The organism is Rhodococcus sp. H-CA8f, assembly GCF_002501585.1.
Classification (GTDB): Bacteria; Actinomycetota; Actinomycetes; order Mycobacteriales; family Mycobacteriaceae; genus Rhodococcus_F; species Rhodococcus_F erythropolis.
On the sequence record NZ_CP023720.1, the window covers coordinates 1,311,684 to 1,324,413 of the forward strand.

The following is a 12,730-nucleotide window of genomic DNA, read 5'->3' on the forward strand; positions in this document are numbered from 1 at the left end:
AGTCTAACGGGACCGCAGAGTCCGTGAAAACACCACCCCCATCAGAAGGGCGATTCCGATGACGGCGATGGTCCCGCCCGTGCGATGCAGACCCGCGTCGTCGATGGTTCCGCGCATGGTCAGCTCGATGACGACGGCCGCAAGGTTGGCGCCGATGTACTGGATTGTTCGGTACAGGCCGATCGCGGTCCCGACGTCGGCGGAGGTGGTCACCGAGTTGATCAGGTTCTGGTTTCCCATGTTGTTGAAGCCGTTGGGGATGCCCAGGATCGCCGCTATGAGCAGGAGTGCCACAAGGGGAGTCGAACTGGATTCGACAAAGGCGATCAGAATCCCGCCGACAGCCAACGCGGCGGTGCCGATCAGGAGGGTGATTCGTGCGCCGAATTTCCCGTACACCCTGGACGCGGACATGGTCGCGAAGATCCCGACCGCAGCGACGGGCAGCATGAAGAGCCCGGCGCTGATCGGTGACATTCCGCGGGCTACCTGTAGCCACTGGGGGAGTCCGAAGAAGATGCAGTAGAACGCTGTGTAAGTCAGCAGGGTCCGGCCGAGAGTCATGCTCAGTGCGCGGTTTCGGGCGACGGCACGGACGTCGATGAACGCCGAGGCGGTTCGACGTTCCCACCAGACGAACAGGAACGCGAAGAGTGCGGTCGACGGGACGAGATACCACTTCGCGTGCTCGGCGAGAGACAGGAGAAAAAGCATCGTCGACGTCGTCAGGGCCAGAAACAGCGTGATACCGAGTGGGTCGAGAGACTTGAACAACGCAGCGGCGCCGGCCCGGTCGGGCAGGGCGGAGTCGCTCGGAGCGGCGAAGAAGACCCATACGGCAGTGACGACGACAAGCGGGAGGTTCACCCACATGATCGACTGCCAACCGAGTGTGCCGACCAGCAACCCGCCGAGAGTAGGCCCCAGCGCGACGACCGATTGAGCGCAAATGGTGAGTGTTGCTATAGCTGAACGGGTTTGAGCTCGGTGACGGTCAGCGTATTCGCGGATGACGGTCATCGCATTCGGATACTGTGTCGCCGTGCCGATTCCGAGCAGAATCCGCGCCGCGATAAGCCAACCCAGTGACGGGGCGAGCGAGCCGAGGATCGATCCGGCAGCGATCAGACCCAATCCCGCCAGATAGACGCGTTTGGCGCCGAGGATCGATCCGAGTCGCCCCGCCGCCGGTGCCGTGACTGCAGTCGCGATGTAGAGAGCCGAGATGACCCACGCTGTGCCCGAACTGGAACCGAAGTATGTGGCGATCGGGACGATTGCCACCGCAATCATCGACGAGTTCAGTGCCTGAAGAACGGTTCCCGAACCGAGAGCAAGACTCAGTTTCAGGGGAATGGAGGCTTGGGGTGTCGACGTTTCGGCGACTGCGGTCACGGGTTCATCAGTGACTCCTCTGATATCGATGTCGATGCTGGGGACGCGCCCTGGCCTAGTCTGCGCAGGATGCGGCCGGCGATCAGCAGCAAGTCACGCTCGGCTTCGGTGCACTCGGCGTCGATGACCTCGGCCAGCCACTGCGTGCGTTTCGTTCGGTCTTCGTGAAGGGTCGATGTGCCTAGTTCGGTCATCGTGACCAGGGCCGCGCGGCCGTCCGATGGATCCGCCCTTCGCGTGACCATGCCCTGTTCCTCGAGCGCGGCCACGGTCTTGGCGATGGATTGCGGTGTGACGCGCTCGAATTTCGCCAACGCTTTTGCGGTCAACGGACCTTGTCGGTCGAGGTGGCCGAGAGCTTGGATCTGGCTCGGCGTGAGTTTGTGGTCGTGGCGTTTGGTGCGAAGACGCCGGACGAAGGCACCCAGATCGTCCCAAAGTACGTCGATCTCGTCCCGATTCTTGCTGCGACCCTCGCCATCGTTCATTTAGACAGTCTAACTGTGTTATTTCGATGCTGCCAGCACGGTTTCGACAAAAACTGGGGAATAAACAATCGCATTAGTTGTTTAAAACCTTGGGATTGCCGTTCATCCGTCGGCGAAGCAGTTCCGTCTGCGAGGTCGGATTATCGGAATCTCGGACACGAAAAAGCTCGGATGCGCACCCCCTGCAGCGCACCCGAGCGGCCAAAACCATACCACTTGGTGTCTTTTGGGCATAAAGTCGGTTGTTGTCCCCCGAACAGCCGATTGCCTCTAGTACTTTTGGCGGGTATCGCTCTAGTCCTTACGTAGGGTGTGTTGGAGGGGATATTGTGAGGTTTCGGGGGATGACAGGCGCCGATCACGGCGATTCTGCGTACCAACTCTGCGAGAGGCACAACACCGTAAATGGCACGTCAACAAGAGCGTGCGCGGCGTACCCGCGCCGCCCTGGTCGAAGCGGCTGCAGTCGAATTCGCCAAGCGCGGCTATGCAGCTGCGTCGGTGAACACGATCCTCGAGGGCTCCCGCGCCACCAAAGGCGCCATGTATTTCCATTTCCAGTCCAAGGAAGAGTTGGCGCGAGCGGTTCTGACCTCGGCTATCGAAACCTTCACTGGAATCACTGATCGTTGGGCCAAGAGAACAGACCTCGATCCATTCGTCGCATTGCACGGGCTCGTGCTCGACATTGCCGAGGTCTTCCGTACCGAGGTAATCGTGCAGGCGGAATTCCGGCTGATCATCGAGCCGGAGTTCTACAAGGATGTGCAATCGGGTGGCGGGCAGGTCTGGGGAAAGACCGCCTACGAGTTGGCATTGCGCGCCAAGGACGACGGTTTGCTCCGCGAAGACGTGGACCCGGAGAAATTCACGCGCGTACTGGCAGCGAGCCTTGCCGGCCAGCGGTACATGGCGGACCTGATTGCCTCGAGTGGCGATCTGGGTGTGTGGTTCGAGGAGTCCCTCGAAGTGGTGCTCGAAGCCATGGCCACACCGGAGTGGTTGGAGAAGTTTCATCGCGATGGTTGGCCACAAGTGGAGTTCCCCGACGCGGAATAGTCCACTTTTCGCCCATGACCAGGCGATTTGTGATTTCCGAACGCTGTGCCATAAGCTATCCAAGCTCCCAACGGAACGCCGTTGGGGTACTAGTTCGGAGAGATCCGGCGGGCCCCCTTCGTCTAGCGGCCTAGGACGCCGCCCTTTCAAGGCGGTAGCGCGGGTTCGAATCCCGTAGGGGGTACGTTTTGCGAAAGCGAAACGATGCAGTATGGTTTGACCCGCACGACACGCTTTGAGATGCACAAATGCCAGGCCAGGACAGTGGTTTGGGAGCGGCTCGAAGATGTAGTACGGTTTCACAGCAAGGAAAAAGCAAGGCCCTGTGGCGCAGTTGGTTAGCGCGCCGCCCTGTCACGGCGGAGGTCGCGGGTTCGAGTCCCGTCAGGGTCGCAAAGCTTTGTTCTCAATCAATTGGTTGAGAACAAAGCAATGCGATAGGCATTCGGTTCGGGTGCCGTCCGGCCAGGTAGCTCAGTTGGTACGAGCGTCCGCCTGAAAAGCGGAAGGTCGCCGGTTCGATCCCGGCCCTGGCCACCATAATTCTTATCGACAAGCTCCAATCTCATGTTCTTCGAACATAAGGTTGGAGCTTTTTCATGCTCGGATGTCAGTCGCCGTCAACCACTCGGCCTGATCATCTCAGTTGTGCGCATCCTTTGTCTCCGTGAATGTTTCCGGTCACCGGGAACGTGCTGGGCGTCACTCCACAGAGGACATCACTATTAGCCGATTGCGGCCGATCCGTGGCTGCGTCTACTGGAAGTGAGGTGGAATCTCCGTGTCGCACTCGAGATCTTGGCGCATCGGGAAAGTCAGCCGGGTCGCCGTCGCATTGCTCGGTACCGGGGTTCTGTTGGTGGGCTGCGCGAGCAACGGTGACGACAGCGGAACCGATACGACGAATACGTCGGGGGACGTCGTGACCGGCATGGTCAACGAGCAACCGGACCCAGGCGACGCGGTCGCCGGCGGGACCATGACGTACGGCGTGCAGGTTCTCGTTCCCTCACTTGACCCGACCAAGACGGCAGCGCGCGGCGGTTCCGGCGGTGAGGCCTTCGCTGCTGTGTACGACGTCCTGATGAGTTATGACACTGCGAGCGGCGAGTTCGAGCCCAAGTTGGCTGAATCGCTCGATACCAGCGACGACGGAAGCACGTGGACGTTGAAACTTCGCGACGGTGTGAAGTTCAGCGACGGTTCCGCGCTCGACGCCAACGCCGTGATTGCAAGCATCGATCGGTACAACGCGGGCAAGGGCAATGGCGCCGAGTTGTGGCTGGCTTCGGTGGAATCGGCGCAGGCAAGCGGCCCCACGACGGTCGACTTCAAGCTGAAGACGCCGTGGATGCGCTTTCCGTCGATGCTCGCTCTCGGGCACGGGATGATCGTCGCCCCGAGTTCGCAGCAAGGCGACAAGTTCACCGCCGTGGGTGCCGGACCCTTCACCGAAGATCTCTTCACGCCGAGCGTCGAGCGAATCTTCAAGGCCAACCCGTCCTACTACGGCGGTGCTCCCAAGCTGGACAAACTGCGGATGGTTGCACTTAACGGTCCGCAGGCCAATCTCGAATCATTGAACAGCGGTCAGCTCGATGTTGCCTACATTCGCGGCCTTACTTCGGCGATCAATTCCGCCAAGTCCGCTGGTTACCCCGGCTACATCGACGTGCTCAACGCCGGTAGTGCCGAGATTGTCAACAATCGTGAAGGCCGACCGGGCTCGGATGTTCGCGTTCGCCAGGCTATCGGCTACGCGCTGGACACCACGTTGATCGATCAGCGCGTGGAAAACGGTGAGGGACTGCCTGGCTCGGAGTTGTTCGGTCCGACGTCGCAATGGCACGTAGACACACCGGGTATTGCCTACGACCCCGAAAAGGCCAAGGAGCTTCTGAATCAGGCGAAGGCAGACGGATACGACGGCACTCTCGACTACGTCGTGCTCAGTGAGCCCAAGGACCACGCGATCGGCCTCGCCGTGCAGTCACTGTTGCAGGCCGTCGGGTTCGAGGTGAACTTGATCTTGGCCAACAACGCCGGCGACATCGTGCAGAACGTCTACGTCAAGCACGATTTCGACCTCGCGCACGCGGGCATCGGAATGTACGAGTCGATACTCGATCTCGGATTGTTCTCCACGACCAACAGCACCTCGATGGCGAATACTGCTGGATATGCGAACCCGGCGATGGATCAGCTGATCGCAGATCTACAACAAGCCAAGGATAATTCGTCGACCCTGGCGATCATCGGCAAGATTCAGACGCTGTGGAACGAGACGGTTCCGTCGGCGCCGATCGGCGGGCTCACGTCGTTCTGGGCTTGGCAGAAGAACGTGCACGGTGTGGTTCCGACTGCAACCGGCATCATGCTGTTCGATCAGGCATGGATGGGCGCGAAGTAGCGTTCCAGCGCACACCGAGAGCCCCGTCCGACGCGAGTCGGGCGGGGCTCTTTCGTGTCTACGTCGGCTAGCGTTGCGCAACCCTTTCGATCAGGATGATTGTATTGAAATATGTTGTAGGTCAATATGATTCGTCAAGCGCGATTTGACTTGTTCAGCGTCGCCCGCATAGATTGCATCCACCATCCAGAGTGGCTGAGAGACCTGGCTCGATGATGCCGCAGCAACCCGCTACCTAACCGCAGTGTGGGTGCTACCGCCAGGACCGATGGAGGACACATGACTGTATTTGCCGTGGGTATCGAACTGGACGGCGAGGGCACTCACCCCGCTGCCTGGCGCCGAAGCTCACATCGCCCGGATCAGTTGCTCACGGGTAAGGCTGTGCGCGATCGCGTCGCGGCTGCCGAGAATGCGGGCTTCACCTTCGCGACGTTCGACGATTCCATCCTCCCTCCGCGTGGTGACGTTGTCGGCCGCATCGATGCCGTCTCCAGGGCGTCATACGTGGCGGCGACGACCAGCACGATCGGACTGGTCCCCGTCGTCGGGACCACGTACGCCGAACCGTTCCACACCTCTTCGCAATTGGCGACATTGGACTACTCCTCGCGTGGGCGTGGCGGCTGGCTTGCTGTTCCGGTCGAAGACGATGCCGCGGCGAGGGCGTGGGGGAGGGCTCCGGTAACGACGGAGTCGGCGCGTCAGCAGGAGCAGCGGGATTCGGTTACCGTCGTGACAGATCTCTGGGATTCGTGGGAGGACGACGCCGTCGTCCGTGACTATCTCAGTGGGCGTTTCCTCGAGCGTGATCGTCTGCATTACGTCAATTTCGAGGGCGACACCTTCTCGGTGAAGGGGCCGTCAATCGTTCCGCGGCCGCCGCAAGGCCAGTTGGTGGTGTTCGGCCGCTACGGCGCCATCGAACCACACCAGGCCGATGTTGTTCTCGTTTCCGGTGATTCGGTGGAGGCCATTGCACAGTCGGCTGCCAAGGCGCGCGATGAGGGCGCGTCATTGGTGGTCGCCGAGGTCGATGTGGCATTCGATACGCCGAATCTGTCTGCGGCGCAGCGGTTGATCGAGCTGAACTCGTACGGGAATGCCGTCGTCACTGGCCGACTGCTCCTGGCTGCAGATCCGGGGGAAGCGGCCGTGGTTCTGAAGGAATTGGCCCGATACCTCGACGGTGTTCATTTCCACGCTCTCGTGATCGACGAGGACCTGCCGGTGCTGGCCAAATTCGTGCTTCCGGCGCTGTCGAAGTCCGGATTGACGCGACGCCCGGTTCCGGGATCGACTCTGAGGGGCAACCTCGGCCTGCAGCGGCCCGCAAATCGATTCGTCCACTCCTCCTGACTTGACTTCGCGCTAAGGACATTTCGGCTATGACTGCATCACGCTCCGCCGTACCTCGACCCGACGCTCACGTTCACTTCGGCGTCTTCTTCCAAGGGGTCAACCACACCACCATCTGGTCCGATTCCTCGAGCGGATCCCAGATCGACTTCGAGACGTTTCGGCGGTTGGTACTCACCGCCGAGCGAGGTCTGTTCGACGCCTTCTTCCTCGGTGAGGGCCTTCGTCTTCGCGAGCAGAACGGCAAGATTCTCGATCTGGATATCGCCGGCCGCCCCGACGCCATTGCGCAGTTGGCCGCCCTCGCCGGTATCACCGACAAGATCGGGCTGGTCGCGACACAGAACACCACGTACAACGAACCGGCCGACCTCGCCCGTCGACTCTCCGGCCTCGATCTACTTTCCGACGGACGGGCCGGCTGGAACGCGGTGACCACCGACAACGCTTGGACGGGAGAGAATTTCCGTCGCGGTGGTTTCCTCGACCACGCCCTGCGTTACGAGCGTGCCGGGCAGTTCATCGAAACTGCACGGGCACTGTGGGATTCGTGGGCCGACGACGCGATCTCGGACTCTCGCACGTCCGAGAACTGGTCGACTCCGGGAGCCGTGAGCGACGTACGCCGCCAGACTTCGCAGTTCGACATCACCGTGACGCCGACGCTTCCCCGCAGCAGACAGGGACATCCGGTCATCTTTCAAGCGGGCGATTCGCCGACTGGACGCGATTTCGCGGCGACGCACGCCGACGTCATTTTCTCGCGACACGGGACGCATTTCGACGGCGCGCTCGACTTCGCCGACGACATTCGGGCTCGGTTGCGTAGCGTCGGGCGACCGGAGGACGACGTCAAGATCCTGCCCAGCACGCAGATCGTGTTGGCGGAGAACGAGTCCGAGGTCGAGGAGAAGGCGCGGTGGGTCCTCGAAGGTCAGTTCACCGGTCAAACCGCACTGTCCCTCGTCGGATTGGTGTGGGGGAAGGACCTTTCCGACCGAGACCCGGACGGTCCACTACCGGAGGAAGATCCGGTTGCGCGCCCGGTGTCCGAGACGCGCGGTTCCGCGCGAGACGGCAACGACCCCATTGCGATTGCACGTGAATGGCGGGCTCTCGCCGAGGCAAAGAACCTGTCGCTACGTCAGGTCGCCATCGAGACCTCGCAGCGTTCGGGTTTTGCGGGCACCCCGGGGCAGGTCGCAGATCAGTTGGTCCATTGGGTGCGCAACGGAGCTTCGGACGGCTTCAATATCTCGCCGTACCTGGTGCCGACCGGGCTCGACGAGATCGTGGACTGGTTGATCCCGGAACTGCAGGAGCGTGGGGCGTACCGCACCGAGTACTCCACGTCGACGCTGCGAGAGCACTTGGGGTTGCGACCGCCGCTCACGCGTCGGGCCGCGTCTGAAGTTGCGGGGTAACGGGTCCTGTCCCACACGGTCACAGCGGCGGCCGAATCCACCAAGCTCGATTCGGCCGTCCGCTGGGAGATCATCGTCTGCGTAGCCGCGGGCTTCACCACCCTTCTCGATTCGGCGGTGCTCGGAATCGGGGTTCCGTCGATCCGGGCGTCGCTGGGCGCGTCGACCTCCGAGGTGCAGTGGATCCTTGCGAGCTATTCGCTGACTTTCGGCTTGGCCCTTGTGCCGGCGGGCCGACTCGGTGACGTCGTCGGGCGTCGACGCTTGTTCTTGGCGGGGCTGAGCATTTTCGCTGTGATGGGAATCCTCGGAGCATGTGCGTCGGATCCGTCGATGATCGTGTTGGCTCGTCTTGGGCAGGGGATCGGCGCAGGCACCATCAGTTCGCAGGTGCTCGGCATCATCACCGACCGGGTGTCCGGAAAGGCTCGGGCGAAGGCGTTAGGCGCGTACAGCACCGCGGGTGGTCTGGCCGGCGTTTCCGGACCGATCCTCGGTGGCGTTCTGCTGAAGTATTCTGACGCCGACTTCGGATGGCGGTTGCTTCTCGTTCTCAACGTGCCGTTTGCCGTGATCACTCTGATTTTGGCGTTTCGCTTTCTGCGCCGTGATCGAACTACCCGATCGGGCGCATCGATCGATCCGGTTGGGCTGTGTCTGCTGGCGACTACGACCGGGCTCCTGTTGTGGCCCATCGTGACCCGAACCAGTGTCACTGTGGCTGCGGCTTTCCTGATCGGTGCGTTCGGCGCTGCCGTCGCCTTCTGGTTCTGGGAACGTCGGTACGCCGAGCGCGGCGGGACGCCGGTACTGCTTCCGTCGTTGATCGCCTCGAGGGGCTTCCGACTGGGTACGACGGTTGCACTCTTCTGGTTCGGATCCATCCTCGCCGTCAACGCGGTGCTCAGCCTCTATCTGATCGAAGGTTTGGGCTTCGCCCCGCTGAGTGCGGCGTTGATCATGACCGGTAGCTCACTCGCGATGGCATTGACGTCGGCTCTCGGATGGCGGCTGGTTGCCAGGTTCGGCCGAAGTGCAGTGGTTTTTGCCATAGTCGGCGAGATCCTTGTCATCCTCGGGTACATCGCAGCGGTCAATCTGATTCCGCGGGAACATTTGATCCCGGTGCTGGTGGTCCTGGCGGTGTTGTCGGGAGTTGCCAGCGGTTTGGTCGACGCGCCCAATCGGGTGCTGACTCTCGAATATGCACCGCCGGGCGCGAACGGTGTTGCGGCGGGTTTCCTTCAACTGTCTCAGCGCCTGTCAGCGACCATCTCGCTGGCCGCGGTATCGGGGTTGTATCTCGGTGTACTCGGATCGTCGCCCGACGGATACGGACGTGCGTTCGGGATCGCGCTTGCCGTCTGCGTGGTCATGTTGACGCTCTCGTTGGCGGGAGCGGTGGCAGACCGACGCCGGCGAAGGACGTGACCTGGCATTTCGTGGGTCTACATGGACCTCGGGAGGCCGAGCCCGTGTGACTCATGGGACTTGTGTTACCCATGGGTTAGGAGTCGTGGGACGATACTTGTGTGGTGACCGGTCGCAGTGAAGACAAGCCCAACGGTCGCGGGAGTGGAGAGCCAGTTAACCCACCCCGTGGATCGTCGGACAAACGTGACCGCACATCGACACCCTTCCGCGCTCGAACGGCGATGTGGACGAATCGGCCACTGTTCGATTTCCATATGATCGTCGGTCTGGTCGTGCTGATCGTCGCGTTCGGACTGCTGATGGTGCTGTCGTCTTCGGGTGTCGAATCCTATGTTCTGTCCGGGACGTCCTACGCCCGCTTCTGGCCGCAGTGCATGTTCGCAGCGATCGGTTTGGTGATGTTCGTGGCGGTCGTGCGGTTGCCGACCGAAACGATGCGTAGAGCCTCACCATGGCTGCTGATCCTGTGTCTTGTTCTGCTTGTCCTGGTGCTGATTCCAGGTATCGGCTCGGAACAGATGGGTGCTCGCAGCTGGTTTGTGATCGCGGGTATTTCCTTCCAGCCGTCGGAGCTGGCCAAACTTGCTCTGGCGATCTGGTCCGCGGCGACGGTTGCGTCGTTCATGAACGCGCGGATGGATGTCAACCGTGCGCTGCCGGTGATCGGCGGTACGACGCTGCTGGTTCTGGTTCTGGTGGTGTTGGAGAAGGACCTCGGAACCACGATCACCATCGGCATCATCTTCATGTCGGTGCTGTGGTTCGGGCTGTTCCGGATGAAGACGTTCATCAGCCTCACGCTCGGTTCCGCAGTCGCATTTCTCGTGCTCGGGCTTACTGCTGGTTACCGCTCGGATCGCATCAAGGCTTTCCTCAATCCTGATCTCGACCCGCAAGGCTTGAACTTCCAGAGCACTCAGGCCAAGTACGCCTTGGCGAACGGCGGCATCTTCGGTCGCGGTCTGGGGCAGTCCGACGCCAAATGGAGTTACCTCCCGCAGGCGCACAACGACTTCATTTTTGCCGTGATCGGTGAAGAGTTGGGTCTGGTCGGTGCGCTGATCGTCGTTGCTCTCTTCGCCGCGGTTCTGATCGTCGGACTGCGAATCGCGAAGCGGTCGACCGATCCGTTCCTCAAGGTCATGACGGCGACAGCAACGACGTTGATCGTCGTGCAGGCGTTCATCAACATCGCCTACGTCGTTGGCCTGATTCCGGTGACCGGTCTGCAACTACCGCTCATCTCGGCGGGCGGAACGTCGATGATCACCACCTTGCTGATGTTCGGGCTCATCGCGCACGCAGCCTTCCGTGAGCCCGAGGCTGTCGCCTCGGCCGAGAGCAGCGGTCGCGGTTGGATTCCGCTGGTCTTCGGCAAGCCTCGGTTCGGCATTGCCAAGAAGCCACAGACTGACCGACGTCGGCCGCCTGCTCGCCGCGCCCAGCCGGCCCCTACTGGTCAACGCCGACCGGAGCGACGGGCGCCGCAACCCGACAGGCGCCGGACTCAAGCGCCGGGCCGACGCGCACCGTCGCGCGACTGGTCGGAAGATCCACGTAGACGCGGCCGATCCGATCGGCCGCGGCGCGCTTCCTGATCTCGGCCAGTCCTACTGGCGGCCAGCTCGGAAGCGGGCAGTCATGCACCCGACGATTGCGTTGGGCGGCTACATTGGGAGTCGGCAAAACGACGTCTAATTAGGGTTGTGGACATGGCAGGTGGCGACAAGGCAGACCAGTCGGTGGTCGAACGTAGCTCGGTGACCGGACGTCGTACGACGCCGTCGCAACGAGCGCGTTTTCGCCGGATTGTCGACGCCGCAATGGAATCCGCCTCCGAAGGCGGCTACGACGCGGTGCAGATGCGATCGGTCGCCGATCGCGCCGGCGTCGCGATCGGCACTGTTTACCGGTATTTCCCGTCCAAGAACCACATGCTCGTCGTCGCATTGTTGTGGATGTTCGAGGGTTTGCGTGACAGATTCCAGGACTTTGTAATCCCGGGCGAGACTCCGTCGGACCGGATTCTGTTTGTGCTGCGCAAGAATACGGAGGTCCTCGAGACCGATCACCTCCGTTACGAAGCGTTGGTTCGGGCGTACATGTTCGCGGACGCGTCGGCGACTCCGGAACTCAACGCGCTCGGTGGGGTCGTGACCGAGATGTTCGCGAAGGCGATCGGCGTCGAGGAAGTCTCGCAACAGCAGATGGATGCGGTGAAGGTCATCGACGACGTCTGGATGTCGAGTCTGGTCTCGTGGGTTGCCGGCCGGATGACGACGGACGAGGTGATGGCGCACCTCGAACTTGCCGTGCGACTGGTCTTTCGCAAGTTGGGTGGATAGCGCTCAGACGGTGTAGCCGCCGTCGACGTTGAGCTTTTGACCGCTGATGAATCCGGCCGCGTCGCTTGCGAGGAAACATACTGCTTCGGCGATGTCGGCAGCTGATCCGAAGCGCTTCAACGGAATTCGGCTCATCGTCACGTCGAGTGCGCTCTGGTCGAGTTCGGCGGAGTTGATCAGTCGCTCCGCCATTCCGTCCGTCAACATGCCTGGTCCTACCGCGTTGAACCGAACGCCGTAGCGTCCTTCCTCTGCGGCGAATCCGCGAACAAGTTGTTCGACAGCCCCTTTGGTGCCTGCGGAGAGTCCGTCGCGCACGGGAAAACGATCCGTTGCCGCGGTTGTCACCGCTACCACCGAACCCGAAGATGCACGCAGCGCAGGCAGGGCGGTGTGGACGAGTGTGAAGAATGCCGCGGCTTCCTGGTTCAGTTGTTCGGTGAAGAACGCCGGCGTCACGCGTGAGAGGTGCGTCATCGGGACGTGCGGTCCCGCAGCGTGGACGAGGGTCGTCAATGCGCCCAGATCACTGACCGCATCGCGGACGGCGGCGCTGATCGACAGCTCGTCGGTCAAGTCGAGAGAATACGAGTGGACGAGCACGCCATGCGCTCGAATCTGCTCGCTCAGTTGCTCGGCAGCGTCCTTGTTGTTTCGGTAGGTGAAGGCGACGTCGTGCCCGCGTTCGGCGAGAGTAAGGGCGATCGCCGACCCGATTCCACCGGTTCCGCCGCTGACAAAAGCGGTGCGTGCTGCGCTCACAATGCCTCCAGAGGTGTGCCGTTCATAACCTAGCAAATGCTTGGTTGGGTTCTG

The 12,730-nt window shown here is 61.6% G+C and carries 10 protein-coding genes, 3 tRNA genes and 1 riboswitch; of the genes, 10 read left to right on the forward strand and 3 right to left on the reverse strand.

The window, feature by feature from the left end; translation table 11 throughout:
- Positions 1-3 precede the first annotated feature (3 nt).
- Together CPI83_RS06350 and CPI83_RS06355 are read right to left on the reverse strand one after the other, a co-directional pair.
- Positions 4-1,395 (reverse strand): MFS transporter, encoded by a 1,392-nt coding sequence (locus tag CPI83_RS06350; protein ID WP_097386958.1) that lies wholly within the window; start codon positions 1,393-1,395, stop codon positions 4-6.
- Positions 1,392-1,883, reverse strand: coding sequence for a MarR family transcriptional regulator (locus CPI83_RS06355; RefSeq protein WP_097386959.1), 492 nt, complete (start codon positions 1,881-1,883; stop codon positions 1,392-1,394). The genes CPI83_RS06350 and CPI83_RS06355 overlap by 4 nt, the downstream gene beginning before the upstream one ends.
- Positions 1,884-2,288: 405 nt before the next feature.
- On the opposite strand from CPI83_RS06355, the gene CPI83_RS06360 reads away from it, so the two are divergent.
- The 10 genes from CPI83_RS06360 to CPI83_RS06405 all read left to right on the forward strand — a co-directional run bounded on the left by CPI83_RS06360 (position 2,289) and on the right by CPI83_RS06405 (position 11,914).
- Positions 2,289-2,942, forward strand: coding sequence for a TetR family transcriptional regulator (locus CPI83_RS06360; protein WP_019745065.1), 654 nt, complete (start codon positions 2,289-2,291; stop codon positions 2,940-2,942).
- A gap of 111 nt (positions 2,943-3,053) precedes the next feature.
- Positions 3,054-3,126, forward strand: a tRNA-Glu gene (locus CPI83_RS06365).
- 135 nt (positions 3,127-3,261) lie between these two features.
- Positions 3,262-3,335, forward strand: a tRNA-Asp gene (locus CPI83_RS06370).
- A gap of 70 nt (positions 3,336-3,405) precedes the next feature.
- A tRNA-Phe gene (locus CPI83_RS06375) sits at positions 3,406-3,482 on the forward strand.
- Positions 3,483-3,723: 241 nt separating this feature from the next.
- The gene (locus tag CPI83_RS06380; RefSeq protein ID WP_019745064.1) at positions 3,724-5,352 is read left to right on the forward strand and encodes an ABC transporter substrate-binding protein; all 1,629 of its coding nucleotides are present in this window, start codon (positions 3,724-3,726) and stop codon (positions 5,350-5,352) included.
- Positions 5,353-5,531: 179 nt separating this feature from the next.
- A riboswitch (SAM riboswitch) is annotated at positions 5,532-5,627 on the forward strand.
- 4 nt (positions 5,628-5,631) lie between these two features.
- Entirely contained in the window at positions 5,632-6,711 is a 1,080-nt protein-coding gene (locus tag CPI83_RS06385) for an LLM class flavin-dependent oxidoreductase (protein ID WP_097386960.1), read from the forward strand.
- Positions 6,712-6,740: 29 nt separating this feature from the next.
- On the forward strand, positions 6,741-8,135 hold the full coding sequence (locus CPI83_RS06390; RefSeq protein ID WP_020908902.1) for an NtaA/DmoA family FMN-dependent monooxygenase: 1,395 nt from the start codon (positions 6,741-6,743) through the stop codon (positions 8,133-8,135).
- A gap of 69 nt (positions 8,136-8,204) precedes the next feature.
- A complete protein-coding gene (locus CPI83_RS06395) occupies positions 8,205-9,566 on the forward strand; it encodes an MFS transporter (protein WP_198586362.1) in 1,362 nt (453 codons plus the stop codon).
- A gap of 224 nt (positions 9,567-9,790) precedes the next feature.
- Entirely contained in the window at positions 9,791-11,167 is a 1,377-nt protein-coding gene (gene ftsW, locus CPI83_RS06400) for a putative lipid II flippase FtsW (protein WP_020908900.1), read from the forward strand.
- Between the two features lie 108 nt (positions 11,168-11,275).
- Positions 11,276-11,914 (forward strand): TetR family transcriptional regulator, encoded by a 639-nt coding sequence (locus CPI83_RS06405; RefSeq protein ID WP_020723603.1) that lies wholly within the window; start codon positions 11,276-11,278, stop codon positions 11,912-11,914.
- Positions 11,915-11,917: 3 nt separating this feature from the next.
- Here the strand turns inward: CPI83_RS06405 and CPI83_RS06410 are convergent, their stop codons facing one another.
- The gene (locus tag CPI83_RS06410) at positions 11,918-12,676 is read right to left on the reverse strand and encodes an SDR family oxidoreductase (protein WP_021332128.1); all 759 of its coding nucleotides are present in this window, start codon (positions 12,674-12,676) and stop codon (positions 11,918-11,920) included.
- Positions 12,677-12,730: the final 54 nt, after the last annotated feature.